Genomic DNA, 23205 nt, shown 5'->3' on the forward strand with positions numbered 1-23205 from the left:
TGAGAAGATAGTCTTTTATTTTTGGTTATGCTTTTTATGTAGCTTTAATACTTTATTAATTTCTTGGCCAACACCAGCATTGAATACAGTGTCAGTCACTTTATTAGCATGTTTTTGCACTTCTGGTTTGGCATTACCCATAGCAACACCCACCCCAACTCATTTTAAGGCATCAACATCATTTTCACCATCGCCAAAAAACATAATTTCTTCAGGTTTAATATTGAATTGTTTGGCAACAAATTCAATCCCTTTAGCTTTGTTAACCCCTTTCGGAACCACTTCAATATTTTGTCGAGCATTAGTTGTTTGTGAAAAAGAAAATGTTGGAAATCCTAGAGCAACCACATCTTTTCTAAAAGCAATCATCTTCGCTTTTTTACCAAAGACAATTAATTTTGAAACTGGTGATAAATGAAATGTTTTTTCATTATATGTATAACTTTTTCTTTTTGATGCAATCGCAAAAGGCACAAACATCGGATTAGAGGCGTTAGTTAAATAAGCGATATCAGGATTACAACTATATGCATAAATATGCACTTTATGTTGTCTTGCTAAAGCAAAAAGTTGATCAGCTTCTGCTTTTTCAAAATTACAATCATAAATAATTTCGAAAGTACCATTTTTATGAAACTTGTAAAGTTGACAACCATTATGACCAATGATTGGGACATCAAAATTTTCTAAAGCTAATTCTTTAGTAATTGGTTGAATATTTCTCACACTTCTCCCAGTGGCAATAGTAAATAACAAACCATTTGCTTGAGCATCAGCAATGGCCTTTTTATCAATATCATTAATTTTTCTTTTATTATATATTGTTCCATCAATATCAACTACGATCATTTTAATCATCTTAATTTCCTCTTTTTTTAGAAAAAGTTTGGTGTTCTTTTTCTAAAGCTTTATTTGCTGCTTTTTTAATTATCTCATCAAAATGATGTTCGTTTAAAACTTTTAAAGATTCAATAGTGATCCCACCAGGCACAGCTACTTGATTGACAAGTTCAATTGAAGACGCAGAATTTTGACTTAAGTTTTGTAAACTACCAATTCCTGATTGCACAGCGACTTGTTTAGCAAGCGTTTTATCCATGCCATGTTGCACTCCAATTTCTTCCATAACATTAATTATTTTGAAAAATCAAGCGGGACTCACTCCGCCAAGAATGGTAAAGATTTCAAATTGCTCTTCTGGGATTTCATAAACTTTACCAAAGTTTTTAATGAAGTTATTAATGGTATCTTTTTCTATCTTACTGAAATTATCAGTATAACAAACACCAGTGGCGCTCATTTGAATTTCAGCATTTAAATTAGGCATAATACGAACAATTTTTTGTTGGGAATTATCAAACATCTCCAGCATTTTTTCAATGGTTAAACCCGAAACAACACTTAAAATAATTTTGTGTGGAACAAGTTTTTTGATTTGTGCAATCATTGTTTCAACAATATTTGTGCGCACTGATAAAACAATTAAATCGACTTGATCGACAAAATTATTTAAATCTGTGATCACTTCAATTGCTAATTTGGCTGATAAAACTTTGCTTTTATCAGCATCATAGTGATAACCAATGATTTGTTCACAATTACTTATCCCCTTAATCATTGAACCACCCATATGTCCTAAACCAATAAAACCAATTTTCATCTTCTGTTCTCCCTCATAAAAAATAAAGCTTAAATAAACAAGGAAAAATAAATTTCAAATTTATTTTTCCTTGGTTGTTGCTTTACTTATTTTACCATTTCTTCAAGTTTTGCTAATGGCACAAAGCCTGTGTTTCTTCATTTTAAATTTTGTTTTTCAAAAAGTAAAAGAGTTGGAGTGGCCATAATTTCTTGTTTTGCTACTAATTCTGGGTTTTCATCCACATCAGCATCAATCACAATTAAATCTTTTTCTAATTTATCTGATAATTGATCCAAAACTGGTTTTAACATTTGACAAGTTCCACACCAAGTGGCTCTAAAAGCTGCTAAAACTTTTTCGTTTTTAGCAATGATTTCATCAAATTGATCTTTTGATGAAATTTTGATAATTTTTGACATATTGTCTCCTTGAAAATCTACTAATTATCGCATTAGTATCATTTTAATACATTACTTTAGTTATCTGATAAAGATATTTTAAGTTGTATGATGACTTTTTTACTTCTCATATAACTATTAATATTATATCAATCTCAAGGCTTGAAATGTTAAACCATGATTGAGAATATTACAAATTAATACTTATTTTATAAATGTTGAAACCATTTTTAGCATATGTTTTGTAAACCCTAGCTTTGCAGAATCAGAAAGTAATCCATAAGTTTTATGAGAAACCAGAAACATTATTAGATGAAAGACACAAACTTATACAAAATCCCCAATAAAAAACTAATCCCAAACTCTTTAGTTGATTGAGTTTGGGATTAGTTTTTTGTTTTATTTAAGTAATTCTTGTAATTGTGCCATTGGCATAAAACCAGTTTTTTGTGTTTTTAATTGTTGGTTTTCATAAATGTGAATTGCCGGAATTGACATGATTTTGTGTTCTAATGCTAAGTCTTTGTTGTCATCAACATCAACTTCAACAATCACAGCATCTGTAATTTTGCTTGCTAATTGTTCTAGAACTGGGTGTAACATTTTGCAAGGTCCACATCACACTGCTTTAAAATCAACTAACACTTTTTTGTTGTTAGCGATAATTTCATCAAATTGTTGTTTTGATGTAACTGTAATAATTTTTGACATTTTTAGTCCTCCTTTAGGATATTGTCTAAGATATAATGAGCAACCCCATTTTCTTGATTGTTAAATCGAGTTATATTGTGAGAAATTTGTTTTAATTCCGGAACGGCATTTTCCATTGCCACTGCTTCATCAACTGCCATAAACATTGAAAAGTCATTATAGCTATCACCAAAAGCGTAAGTTTTTGTGATTTTTGGATCAACTTGTAAATATTGATTAATCACTTTCACAGCATTTCCTTTGCTGACTTTTAAAGGTGCAATTTCAATCACACGATCAGTGTAAATAATAATTTCAACTTGACCATGATATGATTTTTTCACTTCTTCTACAAAAGCTTCTGATTCTGCTTCGGTCGTATTGCTATTTAAAACCATTGTAAAATGTGTGATTTCTTCTCTAATTTCTTCCACATTATGAGCAACAACATAATCGCTCCCTTGTACTTGTGCTCAATATAAAGAATTTTTTCCTTCATTAAACACATAAGTTGATGTGTCAGAATAGAAATGCAATTTGGCTTTGAACTTATTGAAGTGTTTTGTAAAAACATCTTCAATAATATTTCTTGGAACATATTCGTTCAAAATTCATTCTTGGGTTTTAAAGTTATAAATTTGTGAGCCATTATTTCCAACAACGATACCCCCAAATTTATCAATTCCCAGGCGACGGCCTTGTTGAAGTACATCGTTGGTTTGTCTCGCGGTCACAATGATAACCATCATTCCTTGGTCATACATTTTCTTCACAACTTGTTTAGTCAAACTAGAAAAGTAGTGATTGTCAGCTAACAAAGTTCCATCTAAGTCGGAAAAAACTAGTGCTTTTTTATTATATGACATTAATATTGCCTCCTCATATAACTAATACTATTATAACAATATCTGACTTTAATAATTTATACAATTTTAACAAAATAAGAGCAAAAAACCAACCTTGAGGTTGGTTTGATTTTTAATTGGTGCGGGATAAGGGAGTCGAACCCTTACGTCAAAGACGCTAGATCCTAAGTCTAGTGCGTCTGCCAGTTCCGCCAATCCCGCAGATGGTGACTCGTCGGAGATTCGAACTCCGGACCCACTGGTTAAAAGCCAGTTGCTCTACCTGCTGAGCTAACGAGTCAAATAAGAGACCTATTAAATAATAACATATTCTAAAAGCATAAAAAAGAAAAAAAGTGCGGTTTTTTTAATGGAACGGGTCTGAAACAATTTCTTGAAATTTATCTGAGTTTTTCAACCCCAATAAAGAACTTTTATGATATATTGAAAGTGTGGGTTATTATCATTTTTTCTCACAAAACTCTTAACAATATTAATGTTGTTGTTCCTCTTATAAGTTTACTAATGGAAAAACACTCATCAGAGTGTTTTTTTGATTGAAAAAATAATTTAATTTGTGTTATAAAACCCAAAAGTTTTATCTTTTGTATTTATCAAATAAATATTTGATTTCTGGTTTTAAACTATTAATTTGATCCATATCATAAATTGATTTAATGTTTCTAATCACTCCATGACTGCTCATGAATGCTGAAACATAATATTTACCATTGAGATAGTCAATCGCCTTTAAAGTTCCTCCAGCAGTAATTCCAGCTGCAAAAAACCTGGTTCTGGGGTCATTGATTAAGTCAATATCAGTTAAAATTTGACCAAATGATAACTTGGCTTGAGCTAATGCTTCACTTTCTTTTTGGACTCTGGTGGCAGTTTCTTTTTCGTTTGGTCAAACTTGGTTATAACTCACTAATTTAGCCACCATTTTACATCCTGATGAAATCGCTAGTGATGCCATCAAACCACCCTCAGGAGCTCCTCCAATCCCATAAACAAAATCAGCTTCTCCGTTCACCACATCAATTGCTGCTAGCACATCGCCATCTTTGATCAACCGCACAATCACACCAAGTTCATCAAATTGTTTGATAATGTCTGTGTGTCTTGGTTTATCTAAAACAATGGCTTTTAAATCTTTTTTTTGTGATTTAGCTTGCATTTTTTCCACACAAGCAATAATCCCTTGCTTTAAATCTGCACAATCTTTAAATTGACTAGAAACAAAGAGTTTTTCCATGTACATTTCTGGAAGTTTTAACATTGTATTTAAACGACTAATCGCAATTGTGGCAATTGAACCAGCAAAATTATAAGCTGCTGGATTAGTTCCTTCAACTGGATCAACGCACACATCAAACATATGTTTTTGATTGCTTTGGTCACCTAGAATTTGTCCTGAATACAACATTGGCGCCTCATCTAATTCCCCTTCACCATTAATCACTTTCACACTAAATCCTTCAGCTGATTTTAAAACAACTTCCATTGCTTCGACAGCTGCTCCATCTAAAGTGTTTTTGTCCTTTTTACCAATGTATTTATACGAAGCAATTGCTGCTACTTCTACTGTTCTTAATAAAATAATGTCTTTATTCATCGTTACCTGCTTTAGTTAAATTAAAGCATTTTTTCTCAACAATATAAAGTTTCTCCACCTGTTTTAAAAAACTTGAAGGCAAAAATATTTTTTAATTTTTTAAGTGTTTTAAAAACACAGAATTTTTTAAATGATAGTATCTATTTTGAGAAGACTAATAGAGAAAACGGAAAATGAAAAACAAAATCCCAAAAAGATTAAATAACTGACTTAAAGATTTAAGCCAAGCTCTTTTTTTACTGAAAAAAGAGCGCAAACAAATTGTTGCCACATACAAACAAACATTTCAAAAACAAATCTCTGAAGGACAAAATTGTGTGCAAATTTTAAATAGTTTAGAACCAATTAATTTGATTGCAGAAAAAAATTGTAAAGAATATGGTGTTGTTTATACTGACACTATTACTCGCCAAGCCAAAATTCTTGGTTGAATAACTTTAGTTTTTCAACCATTAATTATTTTGCTGATGACAAGTTTATTTATCTTTGCTATTTTGTGACCAATTGCAGTCATTTGATATTCCATTGTTTTATATAGTAGTTTTGATTTTTGAGAAGCCAGTTCAATTGCTTTTTTACTTATTGGTGTGTCACCACTTTTAATGATTAGTTTCTTTTTAATTGTTAAAATACTTTTTAATTGAAGTAAGCAAATGTTTATCAACATCAATTGAATGGAAAACAAAGCAAAAATCAAAGCCATCAAATGAAAATTATGAATTGGATTACTATTAATTGCCACCATCTTATTAGGTTTAGTTGGTGGGGGCGGAACGATTATTACTGGTAACAATAGCTTAATTCATTACGTAACTAACAAAACTTTAAAAAATGAACAAATTGTGACTGCCAACATTAGAGTGCCTGCCGTTGATTCCCTTGATATTACTAAAGTAACAATTGATGGGATTATTCAAAGAGCAAATCTTCTAAAAGCTAAAAGCTTAGTAATTTTTCAAAAAATTCTAGAAGAACAAACAAAACAAATGACTGCTGCTGTTATTGAAGAAATCGAAAAACTCCAAAAGCAATTGCAAGATGTTCGAGCAGAGATTCAAACACATCAAAATTCTGCTCAAGTTTTAACGCAAAATCCAAGAGACTCTTCGGGTATAACAGATCAAATTATTCGAGATAATCGCACAACTTTGGAAAACTCTATTGAAATTGAGGATTACAAAGTTGATAATGATTTGAATAGCATGTTTTATCAAACACATTTCCAAACAATGCCGACAACTGATCGCACGAAGGTCGGAACTTTAATTCGTAAACATAACTTTAAATGAGATATGCAAAATAAATACACTTTCCTTTTAGAACAAAAAGAAAATAAAAAATACAGTTTATTGATTAAAGTTTCACCAAATAATTGAACTCAAAAAACTGTTGCTGTGGGTGGAGAATTATTTATTTTATACATCTAAAAATAAAACCAACTTTTAAGCCAATCTAAAAGGGTTGGTTTTTGTAAAATTTATCTTCCAAAAATGCAAAAACTATTGGTTTTGCATTGAAAAAGATATTTTTTTCACATTTTTAACTTTTTTTGTTTTAAAAATTTTTTTAGTGATAGTATTTATTGCGGGAACAATTAAAAAGAAAAAAATGAAGAGAAAATTATTAAAAAAAATAAGTAGTTGACTTAAAGATTTAAGTCAGATGTTTTTCCTTATAGAACAACAAAACAAGCATTTTTGTTGAAATTTCAATTTCAACATTATTGATCAAGAACACTATAATACCTTTTGGTTAAAACACACGGAATGTTTATATGCAGCCACTTAATCAGCAACCAAAGCAAAACCATTTTAAAAAAATCATCACCCAAGTTTTGATGATGCTTTTAACAATCATTTTATTGGCAATCGTCATTTTTGGAATTATTGCCGTGGTTTGAGTAAGTATAATTTTATATAACAATTTTGATTTTTGAGAGGCTAGTTCAATTGTTTTTATCATTCTTGGTCTAACACCGTGCTTCATAATTGTTATGTTATGAAGCACTAAAATGTCACTAGTTATCAATAAAAGTTGATTGAGCAAAATTCATTGCACCAAATTAATTAAAACCATAAAATCAACCAAATGAAAATGAGCAATTTGATTAACACTAGTTGTTTCCTTGCTTTTTGCCTTGATTGGTGGGGTTGGTACAGTCGTGTTTGGCAATCATAATTTAATTCATCATATTGCAGTTCAAAACTTAAAAAACGAAGAATTACTGACTGCAGATTTAAAAAGCAAGGCTTTGGACACAATCGATATTAATGAAATAAGTATTGACGAGATAAATAAACAAAAATCATTACTCAATTTAGAAGAAGTGAAAAATTATGAACAAATTCTAGAACAACAAAAAAACTTTCTGATGAATGGAACTAAAAAATTTATGTTCCAAAGAACATTCGGGCTAACTGACCAAAAAAATATACCTTTTGATGAAATTTTAAAAGCTAATCGACAAGCATTAGAACAACAAATTGAAATTGAAAATTATGCAATTGAAAATGAACTTGATCATCAGTTCTATCAAACTAATTTGATCAAGTTGCCAGCCATAGATAAATACCAAGCAGGAACTTTAATTAGAAAGCATAATTTTAAAACAAATCTGCAAAGTAATTATGATTTAGTTTTAACTCAACAAGAGAACAAAAAATATTTACTTTCAATTAAAATATGGGCTCATGATTGAACACAAAAATTAGTTGCATTCGGAAGGGAAACATATATTTTATATATTTAAAAGCTTAAAAAAACCTACTTTCTTGTTAATTTTTTGGAAGCTTTTTTAACAACAAAAAAAACAACATTTGAAATGTTGTTTTTAGTTTTTTAATGGTGCTGACTATAGGAGTCGAACCTACGACCTACTGATTACAAGTCAGTTGCTCTACCAACTGAGCTAAGTCAGCATAATAATAAAAAAAATGGTGGAGTATGACGGGCTCGAACCGCCGACAACCTGCTTGTAAGGCAGGGGCTCTCCCAACTGAGCTAATACTCCGAAAATGGTAGCCTGTACGGGGCTCGAACCCGTGTATCCACGGATGAAAACCGTGTGTGTTAACCACTTCACCAACAGGCCATAAAAATGGCGGCTTTTACAGGACTTGAACCTGTGACAAACCGGTTAACAGCCGGTTGCTCTACCAACTGAGCTAAAAAGCCATTTTTACGCTTTTATCTTTTAAGACTTTAAGATAATAACACAAGATTAGGTTCTTGTAAATTGTTTATTTTCATTTTTTTCAGCTTAACAAACAAGAACTAATTTAACTTAACATTGTTTAGAAACTATTTTAAAATATTTTATTTATTTTACGTGTTTCAAGTAAAGTTTATGAGTGTTTTCCAACAATGTCACAATAGTCATTGGCCCAACACCCCCAGGAACTGGGGTAATAAAACTAGTTTTTTGCGCCACATGTTCAAAATCAACATCACCAACTAATTTTTGAGTTTTTTGGTCACGAATAATACCAACATCCACAACAACAGCACCTACTTTAACCATTTTTTCTTTGACAATAAATTTGCTGCCAGTAGCTGAAATAATTAAATCAGCATTAATTGTATGATCAAGAATCTTTTTAGTATTAATATTACACATCGTAACAGTTGCCCCCAAATTAGAAAGCATCACACACAATGGTTTACCAACAATGTTTGAAGTTCCAATGACAGTTGCATTCATCCCTTGCACATCAATCTGGTATTCACTTAATAAATTAATAACCCCAAGTGGTGTTGATGGAAAAATTGAATCATAACCTTGTAACATTTTACCTTGGTTTTGGTAGTTAAAACCATCAGCATCTTTTAATGGGTCAATTGCTTGTAAATAATCTTCTTCATTAAATTTTTTGGGAATTGGTAATTGCAAAAGAATGCCATCAACAGTTGGGTCATTGTTAAGTTTTTCAATTTCAGTATAAATGGTTGTTGTACTAACTTTTGCATCAAAAGTTAGCAATTCAGCTTCAATTCCCACCTCTTGGGCAGCGACTAATTTGTGTTTCACATAAATCAAACTTGGTTCGTCACCACCAATTAAAAGAATCACCAATTTGGGAGCTCTTTGGTATGTCTTAAAATCTTCACTAATTTGTGTTTTTAAGATTGCGCGACGCTTAGCAGCGATTTTTTTCCCATCTAAAATTTGCATAACTCTCACCTAACCAATCACAACTTCTTCATCAAGATAACCATAGTTTTTCTTTTGCGAAGGTTTCACAAAAACAAGCAATGTATTTGAAATCCCTAATTGTCCTAAAAACATGACCACAATCACTACGATTTTAGACAATGTTCCTAATCCATACAACATTTGTTCTGTGTTAAATGGATTCATTCCCACGGTTCCGAAAGCGGATGTAATCAAGGTGAGAATTTCAATAATTGTGGCGTTACCAACGCTTTCAGGTCCATAATCACTCACCGCTTTTAATGATTGTCATGAATCAATGAAAATCATAATCACAGCCAACAACACGATGAAAAGGGACAAGAATAAAACAGCAAATGCTCTTTTGACAGTATCTTCAGGGATGGTTTTTTTGAAAGCGGTGGTTTTATTATTATTTCGTACAACAGCTCAAGTCGCTAGTAATAAAATTGCAAAAGTTGTGGTTCGAATTCCCCCAGCAGTTGATGATGGAGCTGAACCAATAAACATTAAGATTGATAAAATGGTTTTTGAACCAGCATTGAAATCATTGATTGGAATAGTTGAAAACCCAGCATTACGAGATGATGTGGTATTAAAAATGATATCCATCATTGATTCTCATCAAGGTTTAAAAACAGTTGGATCAACAACATTATCTTTTGCGGGGTGGAAAATAAATGAAGTTTCTTGGTTAGCAAATTCACTAGCAAAAATCATTAATGGTCCTGCGACAAATAAAAACGAATAAATACAAAAGTTTAATTTAGTAAAGAGACTAAATGGAACTTTGCGCCCTTGTTTTCTTGCTTTGATTTTTTTACGAATATCGTGAAATGTTGGGTAACCTAGCCCCCCAATTACTCATTCAAGCAAGAAAACAATTTGAATTAAATATGAATGGTGTCCAGCAACATTATAAGGTTGGAGTGAAGCATTTGAAATAATATCAAAACCAGCATTATTAACAGCTGATGTTGAATGATAAATTGCAAATCACAATGATTTAGAAAAATTATGATATGGTGAAACTACTCCATTAATGTTGGCTGGTTCTTCAAAGAAAAAAGCAAAGAACAAAATAAAAGCAGCAGTTAATTGCACAATAGTTAACCAAATAAACCCATCACGAATAATTTCAATGGTTGAAGAAGTTGTTGATGAACCACGTTCAGTTTTAGCAATGATTGTGTCATTTAAAGAAATTTTACGTTGAATCGCTAAGAACAAGACAATCTTAAAAGTTAAAATTCCGATTCCGCCAGCCTCAATTAAAATGATAGTGATTAATTGTCCTCAAAATGAGTAATCAGCTGAGACATTTAAAATATTAATACCAGTATCTGAAAAGGCAGATGAAGCTGTGAAAACTCCTAAAAGAAAATTTCAATTATATCTTGATCCGGTGTTAGAAAGCACACCAGGAATACTTAATAAAAATCCACCCAGCATCACAACCAAAAAATAAATTAAAAAAATACGTCCAGAAATTTTTGATAATGGTCATGCTTTTTTTAATTTTCTAAAAAGTAGTTCGTTGCGGCTCTTTCTTTCATCGTGAAGAATTTCTTTTTCGGCTTCATTAATTTTATAAAGTTTATGCTGTTCTTCATCAATTTGGATGTTTTTGCTTTTCTTGCTTTTTTTGGAAGGTTTAGAAGTTTTCACTAATTGCCTCCTTTCTAAAATATGGAATCTAGTTAATTATATAATAGATAATTATACAATATTTAGAGATTTGGTATAATTATATTCGGAAATAAACGGAGGTTTATATGATTAAGAAAAAAAGTTTTGCCATTATTGGTGCTTCTAATTTTGGAATTTCAGTCTTAACAACTTTAACTAATAAAAAACAACAAGTGACCATTTTTGATAATGACCCTGAGAAATTGGAAAAAGCCATTTTTGGTTTTGATGATGTTGACACAATCATTTTGGACTCAACAAATAAAAATAGTTTAGCCAAACAAGGAATCTCACAATTTGATGGGGTGGTGGTTGCCACTGGTTCAAATATTGAATCATCATTAATGACTGTTTTAAACTTAGTTGATTTAAAAGTTAAAAAAATCTTTGTTAAAGCTCGTGATGAAAAACATAAACGTATTTTAATGGCCTTAGGTTTAAATGAAAACCAAATTATTACTCCAGATATTATTGCTGGAAAAATTGTTGCGACTCGTGCGACATTTGATATTGATGCTGATATTGAAGTGCAATCAATTGATGATGAATATATTTCAACAAGTTTATTCATTAAATCTTATGAAATCATTGGTAAAACATTACAAGAAGCTGGCTTGTCAGCTTCTAAAGATTTCATCATTATTCAAATTAAACGTAAGGGGAAAATTTTAATTCCTGATGATTACACAGTTTTAAAACTAGATGATATTGTAGTTATTCTTTCTAAACCGGGAGTAATTAATGAATTAGCCCTAAAAATTCAAGGTGAAATGCAAGAACCAACTCTTTCTGGAAGAACAACTTCAATTGCTCTTGGTGAAGGTTACCAAACAGTCATTCTTGAAGATACAAGAAAAAAATAATCCTAATGGATTTTTTTTATGATGCTCATTTTGTATATGTGAAATCAATATTTACAAAATCTACTAGAAAAATATCTCCTAATCCAACGCTAGTTCCAGTTGTGTTAGCATCCACTTCTCAAAAGATTCCTCATGTTGGTGGACTAGTTGGCCCAGTTTTGCTTGAAAGCCCATTAATTGTAGACACATGCCAAAATTATCAAAACCCACTTTTAATGTTTCTTTATTTGCTTTAAAGTAATCTAAAACTGTTTCACCAAATCATTTAGAGTCTAACAATTTGTTAAAATTTAGATAACCATCCTCTCCCTCTTTAATTGGAGTTGCAAAACTAGTTGGTTGATTGTTTACATCTACCTTTTTAAATGTTCTTAAGACTAATTTGGTTTGACGATCTTTTAGTTGTGATTTTAAATTATGATATTTTATAAACGCAAATGCTGATAAAGCAAAGGCGATAACAAGCATAACGGCCATAATAATAATGGCAATTTTAAATTTTTTATTAGCTGGTTGTTGTGGTGTATCACTTGTTGGTGATGATGTTTGAGTTGATTTAGCTATCATTTTTTATAGTTCCTTTTTATTTATTGTTTAGCTTTGGTTTTAAGAAGGGGTGTATCTTTCATATGTGAAATCAATCAAAATAAAATCTACAAGAAAGGTGTCATTCAAAGATTTCATACCAGCCACATTGCTTTCATACATTCAATAGTCTTTGTTTTTACTATCTGTTTCAAGACCATTAATCCCATCTAGAAATAACCCAATAACAGGGTATCTAAGGTTCATTTTGATTTTTTCATCGGTTCTGTTTTCTCATAAATAATCTGCAGCAGTTTCACCAAATCACTTAGAATCTAATGTTTCACTAAATTCTAAATATCCTGGTTCATTTTCTAAAATACGAACTTTATAATTTGTTGGGTTGCCTTGTTTGTTAAATTTTTTATGACTTCTCATCACTAATTTAATTGGGCTTCTGTCTTTTATTTGCGATTTAAATTTCTGAAATTGAATAAAACCAAAGGCTGTAAAAGCAAATCCAATCACAAGAATGATAGCCATAATAATGACAGCAATTTTAAGTCCTTTGTTCGATGGCGGGTTTGTCATTTTCGATATCTCATTTCTTTTCTATTTTTCATGGTTTATTAAAAATTCTTGGCATATAAATATTCATCACCTTCATCACTGGAACTGTGAGAGCAACACCAACCAACATGTTTGCAACCCCATGAACAAGATCAAAAGTAAATCCAGCAACTCAATAAGCCATTGCTCCATTAAAGCCATAAAAAAACATTCTCACTCCTGTATTTAATGTTCCAAAAAGGAAACCAAATAATGTCATAATAATCACCGCAATTCATCAGTGTTTTAAAATGCTTTTTTTAAAAAGAGAACAAATAGTGACTAGTAATGGTCAAACTAACATATAAAAGACTCATCAATCACCAAATCCATAAGTGACTAGTTCTAACAAATTAAAACTCATTACAGAAAGAATAACGGCTCAGTAAGGCATATAAACTGCCCCCATCGTCATTAGTAAAGTAACAACTTCGACATTAGGAATAAAGGATAAAGCCAATTTCAATCCATAAATTAAGGCAATATAGACACCAATAAAAGCAATTCTGATTGTTGTTAATTTATAATTCATAAGCTCCTTTGATCCTTTCTTGCTCCACATAAAAAATAAAAATGAATCAAAACCATTGTTATAAAATTTATCACTTTAAATTTCTTAAATAAAAACACGATTTGAATAAATCGTGGTCGTTTTTTGGTAAAAGTTTATTTAACCAACTTTTCCTGACCAGGGAAAAGAATAATTGAGAAAAGTAGTAGGTATCCTGACTCAGATTCACTTCGATTATCACCTTCTCAGTTGCCCAATGGTTTTGATAATCAATCCTCTTTACAGTTGCTGGCACAGTTTTGGCTTTAAACCAAATTCCCTTAACACTAGTTTTCTGTTTTTATTACTGCTTAATTTTCTCACATTTTAAGTCAAAATAAAACCTAAGTTTCTGAAACGCTTTTACTATATTATGAAAACATTTGCATCACAGATGTTATGTTATATTTATTTTTCAGTAATGACAGTGTTTCTTGATAAACTTTTTTTCTGTAATCTTTTCAGGCTAAAGGTTCTGTTTTAAATAATGCAAAATCTTGTTTTTGTTGTTTAACAAATAAAATGTTTTTAATATTAGAAAAATAACCTTCGTCATTATTAGCACCAGAAAAATTAAGTGGAAATAAATTATTTTGAAGACATAAAATATCAACTAAAATTCTGCCCGTTCTCCCATTCCCTTCAGCAAATGGATGTAACAATTCAAAATTTAAATGAAATAAATTAATGGCTTGATATTTTTCTTCATCCCTTTTAGCATCCTGTAAATCTTTATTTAAATTTTGAAAAATTTCATCAACTTGATGTTCAAGATTTTGATAACCATAAAATTTGATTAATTCCCCATCAATCTCTTTTCATAAATCACTTTTTCTTAATTCACCTAAAACATTGTGTGTTTTAAAAGTTTGATCTTGCTTGTCTAAATATTGGGCAAATGCTTTAGTGAAATATTGGTTAAAAGGATAAATTGTTAAGTTGTTTAATAGTTTTTTGTTGATTTGAATACTAAAATCTTTGGTCACTTGAATTTGATCAAAATCAAAATTAACAAAATCTTGAGTAATAATTGTTTTGTAATTTTGAATTTCTATTTTATTAAAAAAACGGTAAAGTTCATCAATATTTAATGTTTCCAGGATAGTTCGGTCCAAAACATCGGGGATGGGTGATGAATAATAATAATTTTTATATGCTTTTAAAGTTAGGTTTTCATTTTCAATTTTATTTGTGTTATAGCCGATTTCTTTTTCAAAAAACCTTACTAATTGATGACTAATTTGTTTCAAAATGAACCTCTTTTTTCTAATTTTTTTATAGTTTAATTATACCATTTTCACAACACCAAAACCTTGATTATTTATTAAGCGAAAGCCCCAATTTTGTTTAATAAAAATGAAAAAATAAAGTACAAAAAATCTGAGCAATAACTCAGATTTTTTGTAATTAAATTGTTAGTTACCTAAATGTTTTAAGAGAATTTCGTTAGCAATATCTGGATTAACATTACCTTGAGTTTCTTTCATCAGTAATCCCATAATGGTTTTAATCACACGTTCTGGACGCTCATCAAATTGTTTTAATAATTCTTGATTTGATTCTAATAATGGTTTTAATAATCTTTCGATTTCCACTGAATCACTAATTAATTTTAAGTTGTTTTCTTCAATAATTTGATCAACAGTTTTTGTATCATCATTCATAATGATTGGTAAAATGGTTTTAACATGTTTAGAAGAGATGATGCCATTGTTTAAATGATTGACTAAATCAGCTAAGTTTTGTGGTGTTAATTTAATTTGGTCAATGGTCAAATTATCTTTGTTTAATTCAGAAAAAACATCACCAATTAAAAACTTAATCACTTTATTGGCATCACTGGTTAAGGCTAAAGTGGCTTCAAAAAAGTTGGTTAATTCTAAACTTGATAAAATGATATTGACATCATGAAGATCTAAACCCAATTGTTCAACCATGCGTTGTCTTTTCACATTTGGTAATTCTGGGGAATTAGCAATAATTTGGTCAATTCAATTTTGGTCTAATTGAATTGGTGCAATATTTGGTTCGGTGAAATATTTATAATCAATAGCCCCAACTTTTGAACGCATTGCAACTGTTTGTTGACTAGCTTCATCAAATCGGCGAGTTTCTTGCACCACAGTTTCACTTTTTAGCAAAATTGCTTGTTGGCGCTCAATTTCAAATTCAATCGCTTTCTTAATGTTTGCCAATGAGTTTAAATTTTTAATTTCGACTTTATTAGAAAATGCATAAGCACCATACGGACGCAGGGAAATGTTCACATCACAACGTAATGATCCTTCATTCATTTTGACATCACTCACACCTAAAAATAATAAAATTTCTCTTAAATTATTGACATAAGCGATTGCCTCATCAGCACTTCTTAAGACTGGTTTAGTCACTACTTCAACCAAACCAATGCCACTACGGTTGTAATCAATAAATGTTAAATCATCTTTATGAATTTGCTTGGCAGTGTCTTCTTCAATATGTAATCTTTCGATTTCAATATTTTTCTTAACACCATCAACTTCAATTTCTAAACTTCCCTCAGTTCCAATTGGGTCGTATTGTTGGGTGATTTGAAATCCTTTTACTAAATCTGGATAGAAATAGTTTTTACGGTCAAATTTTAATAACGGATTTAGTTTCATCTTTAAAGCATGCACAGCTAAGATGGCTAATTCAATCCCTCTTTTATTCACTGTTGGCATTGCCCCGGGATAACCTAAATCAACTTCATTAGTCATGGTGTTTGGGATTGCCCCAAACCCAACTTCAGCTGAAGAAAACATCTTGGTTTTAGTTTTTAGTTCTACGTGATTTTCGATTCCAATAATCACTTCAAAATTATTAATCATTATTCATCACCTGCAATTCTTTTTTTCACACGAAGAATATCTTCTAAAAGTTTAGCAGCTTGTAAGACTTTTTTATCTTCATAAACCGCTGCATTTAAGTTGATTCCAATTGGCATCCCGTTTTCTTTGGTAAACGGGATCGTAATTGAAGGAATTCCAGCAAAATTTCCCATCACTAAAACATCATGTAAGAAATCAGTTTCAGATTGTTCATCAGCTTCTAAAGCCGATTCAATTAATGGTGCTGGTTCAAATGATGGCGGCAGAATTAAAATATCATCATTTTTTAAAATTTCATTTAAAGCATTGGCAATCAAGCGACGCACACGCTTAGCTTTTAAAAAGTATAAATCTTGGTTTTGTTGTTTTAAATTTAATGAACCAATGACAAAACGGCGTTTGACAATTTCACCAAGATATTTCGATCTTGATTTAATCATAATCTCAGTATAATTTTTACCATCTTCACGCATCCCAAATCCCATTCCTGAAAGATTTGCATGTGATGAAATTGCTTCTGGATAAGAAATCATCATGTAAACTGGACCAATCGTATTTAGTAAAGCAAGATCAAAATTGACACCATTCACTTCATAACCGCGAGCAATTAATTTAGCATATAAAGCCTCATATTCTAATCTTAATTTTTCTGGTAAATGTTCATGAACTTCTCTGATGTAAGCAAATTTAGTTTTGGGATTTAAATCATGAATATCTTTATAAAAGTTTTCATCTTTAGTTTGAAAAGAAGTGAAATCCTTATCATCTTTTTTAAATGTCGCATCAGCTAAAATCGCGGCATCTTCCACATTACGAGTAAAAAACCCAGCGTGGTCTAAACTTGGAGCATAAGGAATTACCCCATAACGAGATAGCGCTCCATATGTTGGTTTAAATCCAACCACACCATTAAAACTGGCTGGCTTACGAATTGAATCACCAGTATCACTTCCTAAAGCAAATGGAACTAAACCTTTAGCCACCCCGTAAACAGAACCAGATGAAGAACCACCAACTTGATGATTTTTATTATAAGGGTTGGCAATTTCACCATATGCACAATGCAGACCAGTTCCGCCCATTCCTAATTCGTCTAAAGCAACTTTACCAGCCATAATTGATTGGTTTTGATTCAACAATTCAACAATTGTTGAATCATAATTAGGAATAAAATTAGCCAAAATTTTTGAACCAGCAGTTGTTCTAATTCCTTTGGTTGAAAAATTATCTTTTGCAAAATAAGGAATTCCACATAATCAATTTTTAGGATCAAAATGTTCATCAACATAACGTGCTTGTTCCAACATTTGTTCTGTTGGCAAAGTAATCATAAAATTCGGTTGATCATCTTTTTGAATTTGTTCAATCACACTTCGGGTTAATTCTACAGCTGTGATTTTTTTAGTTTTGAGTAATCGGTGTAACTCTCTAATATTTAATTTACGATAATCCATTATTTAACCACCTTTTCAATCACAACGAAATCTCCACTCACTTGTGGGGCATTATCTAACACAAATTTTTGGTCAATATTTCTTGCTGGTTCATCTTCACGTAAAAATGTGTGTGGTTGTTCTAAGGGATAATGCATGGCGCTCACACCAATCGTTTGAATGTCAAAAACTTTAGAAAATTTTTGTTTCATTAAATCATTTGTTGATGCAATATCTTCAATTTCTTCTTCATTCAATTCCAGCATAATATCATCTGCTAATTCGATGATGTTTTCTTCGGTTAATTCATATTTATGTTTCATTTTGTTCTTCATCCTTTCCTATCATTTGATTAAATTCGGTTTCATCAATAATTTTCACATTGAGGGCTTGGGCTTTTTCTTGTTTGGAACCAGCATTTTCACCAACTAAAACATAATCTGTTTTAGTTGAAACACTACTGCTAATTTTCCCTCCATACTGTTCAATCAATTTTTTAAACTCATCTCTTGATTGAGATAAAGTACCAGTAATGACAAATGTTTTATTTGCCATTAAGGGATTGAATTCAGTTTTGTTGCCTTGATAAGTGAAGTTGACACCATCTGCCTTTAACTCTTCAATGAGATTAATATTTTCTTTGATTTCAAATCAAGAAACTAGTGATTTTGCTAAAACTTCTCCGATGGAATCAATTTGTGACAAGGTCTCAAAGTCCGCTTGACTTAATTGGTCAATATTGTGAAAGGTGGCAGCTAAAACTTTAGCAATCTTCGCCCCAATATGCCTAATTCCTAAACCAAACAAAACTTTTTCCAATGATTTGTTTTTTGATGCTTCAATTGATTGGATTAAATTGGCATAACTTTTTTCACCCATTTTTTCAAAATTGATAATGGCATATTTATGCTTTTCAATTTTGTAAATATCATCAATCGAACGAATAATTTTTTCATCAAAAAGTTTTTTTAGAGTTGAACCACCCATCCCAACAATGTCCATTGCCCCGCGAGATGCAAAATGTTCAAGTGATCTCAAAATCTGCGCGGGGCAAGAAAAGTTCACACAAAATTGGTCAACTTCATTCGCAATTTTTTCTAACTTAGTTCCACAAGCTGGACAAAATTCAGTTTTTTTTCATTTTGGTAGTTGTTGAAAAGTTTCATTTTCAACAACTCCAATAATTCCCGGAATAATATCACCAGCTTTTTTAATTTTAACTAGTGAACCAATGCGTAAATCTTTTGCCTCAATTCATTGGGCATTGTTCAGAGTGGCCGCCATCACTTTTGTTCCAGCTAGTTGCACTGGAGCAACTTTGGCATTGTAAGTAATTTTCCCAGTCCTTCCAACTGTCGGAAAAATATCTAATAGTTTAGTCTCTTTCACTTCAGCTGGAAATTTATAAGCAATTGCCCACTTCGGTGTTTTGACTGTATAACCTATTTTATCATACAAACTAAAATCATTAAATTTTATAACAATTCCATCAATTTCATAATCTAAAGCATTTCTCTTATGAGTATACTCTTCAATATATGCTTTTAATTCAGCTAAATTGTGGCAAAGACGACCTTCTTGATTAATTTTCAAGCCTTGTGCGGAAATTTCTTTTAAAGCATCGCTTTGGGTTAAAATTTTGCTTTGGTCATCTCATGAAAAATAATAATATAAAAAAGCATCAAGATTACGACTAGCGACCACACTTGAATCAAGTTGACGCAAAGTTCCTGCCGCAGCATTTCTTGGGTTGGCAAAAAGTGGTTCTTGGTTAATCAGTTTTTGTTCATTAATTTTTTCAAACTCTTTTTTAGCTAAAAAAATTTCGCCACGAATTTCAATGTGGCTTTGGTCAGGGATAAGATGGGGAATAGATTTAATAGTTTTAACATTATTAATCACATTTTCACCAACAACTCCATCCCCACGTGTGGTGGCTGTTATTAAGTGACCATTTTCATAATTTAAAGAAATTGATAGACCATCAATTTTTAGCTCAGCATAATACACGTTGTCTAAAGTGCCCGTCACTTTAGCAATTTGTTTATTAAAATTTTCGACTTCTGCTCAACTAAAAACATCAGCCAGTGATAACATTGGAATTTTATGAGTATTTTTAGCAAATTTTTCACTGACCACATGACCAACTTTTTGCGTTGGTGAATCTTGGGTAATTAATTCTGGATGTTGAGCTTCGAGTGCTTTTAGCTGTTGCATCGCTAAATCATATTCAGCATCATCAACACTAGGTGCATCTATAACATAATATTCTTCTGATCATTTGTTAATTTTTTTCTTCAATTGTTCTAATTGTTTTTTAACTAATTCCATGAAGGTCTCGCTTTCTATTATTAGATTATATCAAGTCTTGTTTTTTTTCTTGAATTGCTAGACAAAAAGAGCTATTTAGCTCTACTTTTAATCTTATAAATCTTTGGTTTATCAAATGAAGTGTATTCCTCAAAAAATTGGTCATTTTTCTTGACATTTTTCTTTTTGGTTTTATGAATTTCTAATTCTGGATTCACTAATTCACTTTGTTCTTTTAATAAATCAAGATTGTGAATTTCCACTTCTAAATATCTTTTTAATTTTGAGCGGTCTTTCGCACTTTGACGAATTTGTTTTAAGATTGGTAAACTCATTAACATCGATAATCCGACTTGTGGTCGTAAAATAATCGGCAAAATTAAAGTTGAAATAAAACCAATAATTCCCACAACTAAGAAGATTCCTAAAATAATAGAAATAGTCACAACATTTACAAAAGCCCCTGACTCATTAAATAAAACTAATGGAAACTGTTTTGAAACCACAAAGATGTTAACAAGAATTGAAGCGATCACTGGGAAAATTAATGATAAAAAGTTAGAAAAAACGTATTTAATTGTTGAATTATAAGTAACAAAACGCCATGTATATTGTAATAAATAAATATAGTTAATGGTCATAAAAGTTAATTTTACAATGTAAAATGCTTTTAAAGTATTCACAATATAATGCACATCTTCCGCTTTGGTTAAAGTCATAACTAAAAATGTAATGAGTAATTCTGTTGCTATAAACGAGATTGCAATAATATTGATTGACTTACCTACTTCCCCGAATTTACCTTTGGCTTGAATCAAAGAAGTTTGTCCTTGAAATAAAAGAATAAAGGAAATTGTGGCAGCATAAATTCCAGAGAAAACTGGACTAGTGAAAATAAATTCAACAGCTTTTTTTTCAGCAATCATCGGAGTTGAAAATTGTGTTGCAATAAAATCACCAGCCACAATTTGACCATACAACCCAGTAACAATATAAGGAGCTCCCATACTCATAAAAATAAAAGCAAAGGCAGCAATCACAAAAGTATACAATTCATATTTAGAATATGCTTCTCATTCTAACCTTCCATTTTTTGATAAAACAGAAACATAGTACTCACGAAAGGACACAATCAAACTAGTTAATGTGGCTCTTAGATTCACTCCAATTAATAAATAAAGTGATAGAGATGAAGTGATTTTAAATCCCGATGTTCCTAAAACAACAAATAATAGAATCATATCAGCATTCGCTAAAACATCTTGACCAAGATTTGATCAAAACATTTTATTTGTGGAATTAATTAATGCATAGTTATTAAAATCGGGATAATACTTAATTCAAGTGTAATATCTTTTGACATAAAATTTCATCATGAATCCACGAATCGGACCATACATCAATAAAACTAAAAATGGAATAATCGGATGAATAAATTCGTGACTATCAATCGCACGATTTAAAATTAAAAATAGAGCACCATACACAACAATGTCAGCAAAAAGAATAATGATTTTTTTCATCCCCGCTTTTTGATCGGCCATGATAATGTTTTCATAAATTCCAAAACAACTACCAGTTACAATTTGTTTAAATCCTAAAATTCAAATAATTCCCAACATTTCTCAAATTTGAATTTTAACAATTCCCCCCGGAACTTGTGGAGCAGTTGCAATAATTTCTGGAATACCAACCGGTGTTCCATTTAAAATACTCGGCACAACTGCCATTTCTAATGGGTATAAAAGTGAAATTAAGGCAATCACTAAAACTCCCGTCATAATTGATTTACGATATTTGGTTTTAGCAGTCGAAATAATCTCATTGGCTGAAATTCAATCAGAATTAGCCATTGGTCGCATTAATAAAATGACAGTCGAAATTCCCAAAGCACCTTCAGCAGTTGCAGCCGCTAGTGATAAAGAAGTTGAAATCCGAATAAACCCATTGACAGATGAACCATATGCTTTCAAAATTCAATAAATCATTAAAAATTGGATGATTGCACCAACGATTGAAATCATTGCGCCCATCATCGCACTCATTACACTTTGAAATCCGCCATGTTTATTTTTCATGTTAACCTCCTTACTTTTCTTTTATTTTATTATATTTTTAATTCAACCACCTTGTGGTTTAAATATGCTAATTGACCTGGAAGCTGACCAAAAACAATTTTATAAGCTGTGAGAAAAATCATTTTATCATGATTGATTTTGTGACCACCATATCTAAAATCATTAATGATTGGTAATTGGAAATACTCTAAAGTAGCTCTGATTTGGTGTTTTCTCCCAGTGATTAAATGTGCTTCAATCAAAAGAATATCACCTTCTTCTTTAATTAATTTAAAAACAGTTTCTGCTGATTTAAAAAAATCTCTTTTACGTTCACTATAAAGTGATTTTTGGATTTCTGGATCATAATCAATTCAACCTTTAGCAGTAAAATCACCAGTTCAATGTCGTTTATAAACTTGGGCCAAATAATATTTATCAATCAAATCATGATTCTTGAATGCTTCTAACAAAATATCAAGTGATATTTTGTTTTTAGCATAAATCACTAATCCTGCTGTTAATTTATCAAGTCGATGAACATGTGAAACCACAAAAGAATTTTCTTCTTGTGGATTATATTCACCTTTGTTAAAACAATATGTTTTAACAATATCATCTAATGATTCATTGATTGGTGAATGCATTTCTACATTGGCTGGTTTATCAACAACCAAAAGATTATCATCTTCATAAACCACTTTTAAATTCAAATCTTGCACAATTTTAAAATTATCTCTTAACACTGGTTTACTAGAATCATAAACTTCCACTTGATCAGCTAATTTTAAAATTGTGGTTTTATCCTTGATTCTTTGTCCATTAATTTTGACATCACCTTTACGTAATCATTTATGAATCACTGAAAGTGGAGTTAGTGAATAAACTTTTTTTAAGAATTTTAAAATGGTTTGGTTTTCATCATTTTTTTTAATTTCAAATTTTCTCATTTTATTTCC

21 protein-coding genes, 6 tRNA genes and 1 riboswitch are annotated in these 23205 nt (G+C 30.9%); of the genes, 3 read left to right on the forward strand and 24 right to left on the reverse strand.

The genetic code is table 4. The features are described from left to right. Positions 1–15: 15 nt before the first annotated feature. The 8 genes from P695_RS0103475 to P695_RS05555 all read right to left on the reverse strand — a co-directional run bounded on the left by P695_RS0103475 (position 16) and on the right by P695_RS05555 (position 5190). Entirely contained in the window at positions 16–858 is an 843-nt protein-coding gene (locus P695_RS0103475; RefSeq protein WP_028126872.1) for a Cof-type HAD-IIB family hydrolase, read from the reverse strand. A gap of 1 nt (position 859) precedes the next feature. After that, entirely contained in the window at positions 860–1660 is an 801-nt protein-coding gene (locus P695_RS0103480; protein ID WP_028126873.1) for a pyrroline-5-carboxylate reductase family protein, read from the reverse strand. An 86-nt stretch (positions 1661–1746) separates the two neighbouring features. Next, the gene (locus P695_RS0103485; protein ID WP_035026424.1) at positions 1747–2061 is read right to left on the reverse strand and encodes a thioredoxin family protein; all 315 of its coding nucleotides are present in this window, start codon (positions 2059–2061) and stop codon (positions 1747–1749) included. Between the two features lie 378 nt (positions 2062–2439). Further along, positions 2440–2751 carry a thioredoxin gene (trxA, locus tag P695_RS0103490; RefSeq protein ID WP_028126875.1) on the reverse strand — a complete coding sequence of 104 codons (312 nt, stop codon included), beginning with the start codon at positions 2749–2751 and terminating at the stop codon, positions 2440–2442. A 2-nt stretch (positions 2752–2753) separates the two neighbouring features. Then, the gene (locus P695_RS0103495; RefSeq protein WP_028126876.1) at positions 2754–3596 is read right to left on the reverse strand and encodes a Cof-type HAD-IIB family hydrolase; all 843 of its coding nucleotides are present in this window, start codon (positions 3594–3596) and stop codon (positions 2754–2756) included. A gap of 117 nt (positions 3597–3713) precedes the next feature. Beyond that, a tRNA-Leu gene (locus P695_RS0103500) sits at positions 3714–3797 on the reverse strand. 3 nt (positions 3798–3800) lie between these two features. Then, positions 3801–3876: transfer RNA gene (locus tag P695_RS0103505), tRNA-Lys, on the reverse strand. A 297-nt stretch (positions 3877–4173) separates the two neighbouring features. After that, positions 4174–5190, reverse strand: coding sequence for a fructose-bisphosphatase class II (locus P695_RS05555; RefSeq protein WP_051437378.1), 1017 nt, complete (start codon positions 5188–5190; stop codon positions 4174–4176). Between the two features lie 173 nt (positions 5191–5363). On the opposite strand from P695_RS05555, the gene P695_RS0103515 reads away from it, so the two are divergent. Both P695_RS0103515 and P695_RS0103520 read left to right on the forward strand, forming a co-directional pair. Continuing rightward, positions 5364–6617 (forward strand): hypothetical protein, encoded by a 1254-nt coding sequence (locus P695_RS0103515; protein ID WP_028126877.1) that lies wholly within the window; start codon positions 5364–5366, stop codon positions 6615–6617. Positions 6618–6964: 347 nt separating this feature from the next. Beyond that, on the forward strand, positions 6965–7939 hold the full coding sequence (locus P695_RS0103520; protein ID WP_028126878.1) for a hypothetical protein: 975 nt from the start codon (positions 6965–6967) through the stop codon (positions 7937–7939). Positions 7940–8032: 93 nt separating this feature from the next. Here the strand turns inward: P695_RS0103520 and P695_RS0103525 are convergent. The 6 genes from P695_RS0103525 to P695_RS0103550 all read right to left on the reverse strand — a co-directional run bounded on the left by P695_RS0103525 (position 8033) and on the right by P695_RS0103550 (position 11029). Continuing rightward, a tRNA-Thr gene (locus tag P695_RS0103525) sits at positions 8033–8108 on the reverse strand. Between the two features lie 16 nt (positions 8109–8124). Continuing rightward, positions 8125–8200, reverse strand: a tRNA-Val gene (locus tag P695_RS0103530). A 5-nt stretch (positions 8201–8205) separates the two neighbouring features. Beyond that, positions 8206–8281 (reverse strand) — tRNA-Glu (locus P695_RS0103535). A 7-nt stretch (positions 8282–8288) separates the two neighbouring features. Then, positions 8289–8364: transfer RNA gene (locus tag P695_RS0103540), tRNA-Asn, on the reverse strand. A 145-nt stretch (positions 8365–8509) separates the two neighbouring features. Then, a complete protein-coding gene (locus P695_RS0103545; protein ID WP_028126879.1) occupies positions 8510–9361 on the reverse strand; it encodes a bifunctional 5,10-methylenetetrahydrofolate dehydrogenase/5,10-methenyltetrahydrofolate cyclohydrolase in 852 nt (283 codons plus the stop codon). Between the two features lie 9 nt (positions 9362–9370). Further along, complete coding sequence (locus P695_RS0103550; protein WP_035026426.1) at positions 9371–11029, reverse strand: TrkH family potassium uptake protein; 1659 nt, start codon at positions 11027–11029, stop codon at positions 9371–9373. 107 nt (positions 11030–11136) lie between these two features. Between P695_RS0103550 and P695_RS05560 the strand changes: the two genes are divergently transcribed. Next, complete coding sequence (locus tag P695_RS05560) at positions 11137–11913, forward strand: potassium channel family protein (protein WP_084331607.1); 777 nt, start codon at positions 11137–11139, stop codon at positions 11911–11913. A gap of 78 nt (positions 11914–11991) precedes the next feature. Here P695_RS05560 and P695_RS0103560 read toward each other — a convergent pair whose 3' ends face one another. From P695_RS0103560 to P695_RS0103605, 10 genes are all read right to left on the reverse strand, one after another. Next, positions 11992–12480, reverse strand: a complete 489-nt coding sequence (locus P695_RS0103560; RefSeq protein ID WP_028126881.1) for a hypothetical protein — start codon at positions 12478–12480, stop codon at positions 11992–11994. 39 nt (positions 12481–12519) lie between these two features. Further along, positions 12520–13029 carry a DUF4430 domain-containing protein gene (locus P695_RS0103565; RefSeq protein ID WP_028126882.1) on the reverse strand — a complete coding sequence of 170 codons (510 nt, stop codon included), beginning with the start codon at positions 13027–13029 and terminating at the stop codon, positions 12520–12522. Further along, positions 12998–13579 carry a hypothetical protein gene (locus P695_RS0103570; protein WP_028126883.1) on the reverse strand — a complete coding sequence of 194 codons (582 nt, stop codon included), beginning with the start codon at positions 13577–13579 and terminating at the stop codon, positions 12998–13000. Before P695_RS0103570 ends, P695_RS0103565 begins: the two co-directional genes overlap by 32 nt. Positions 13580–13745: 166 nt before the next feature. Next, positions 13746–13904: riboswitch (cobalamin riboswitch) on the reverse strand. Between the two features lie 64 nt (positions 13905–13968). Next, positions 13969–14847: a Fic family protein gene (locus P695_RS0103575; RefSeq protein WP_028126884.1), complete on the reverse strand. Its 879-nt coding sequence runs from the start codon at positions 14845–14847 to the stop codon at positions 13969–13971. A 165-nt stretch (positions 14848–15012) separates the two neighbouring features. Then, entirely contained in the window at positions 15013–16443 is a 1431-nt protein-coding gene (gatB, locus tag P695_RS0103580; protein ID WP_028126885.1) for an Asp-tRNA(Asn)/Glu-tRNA(Gln) amidotransferase subunit GatB, read from the reverse strand. 2 nt (positions 16444–16445) lie between these two features. Continuing rightward, positions 16446–17900, reverse strand: coding sequence for an amidase family protein (locus tag P695_RS0103585; protein WP_035026428.1), 1455 nt, complete (start codon positions 17898–17900; stop codon positions 16446–16448). After that, positions 17900–18202: a hypothetical protein gene (locus P695_RS0103590; RefSeq protein WP_035026450.1), complete on the reverse strand. Its 303-nt coding sequence runs from the start codon at positions 18200–18202 to the stop codon at positions 17900–17902. Before P695_RS0103590 ends, P695_RS0103585 begins: the two co-directional genes overlap by 1 nt. Further along, positions 18192–20210: an NAD-dependent DNA ligase LigA gene (gene ligA, locus P695_RS0103595; protein ID WP_035026431.1), complete on the reverse strand. Its 2019-nt coding sequence runs from the start codon at positions 20208–20210 to the stop codon at positions 18192–18194. Before ligA ends, P695_RS0103590 begins: the two co-directional genes overlap by 11 nt. A 71-nt stretch (positions 20211–20281) precedes the next feature. Then, a complete protein-coding gene (locus P695_RS05565) occupies positions 20282–22267 on the reverse strand; it encodes a hypothetical protein (protein ID WP_051437379.1) in 1986 nt (661 codons plus the stop codon). Between the two features lie 29 nt (positions 22268–22296). After that, positions 22297–23196, reverse strand: a complete 900-nt coding sequence (locus P695_RS0103605) for a pseudouridine synthase (RefSeq protein ID WP_028126889.1) — start codon at positions 23194–23196, stop codon at positions 22297–22299. Positions 23197–23205 lie beyond the last annotated feature (9 nt).

It is taken from the genome of Williamsoniiplasma lucivorax ATCC 49196 (assembly GCF_000518285.1).
GTDB classification, from domain to species: domain Bacteria; phylum Bacillota_I; class Bacilli_A; order Mycoplasmatales; family Mycoplasmataceae; genus Williamsoniiplasma; species Williamsoniiplasma lucivorax.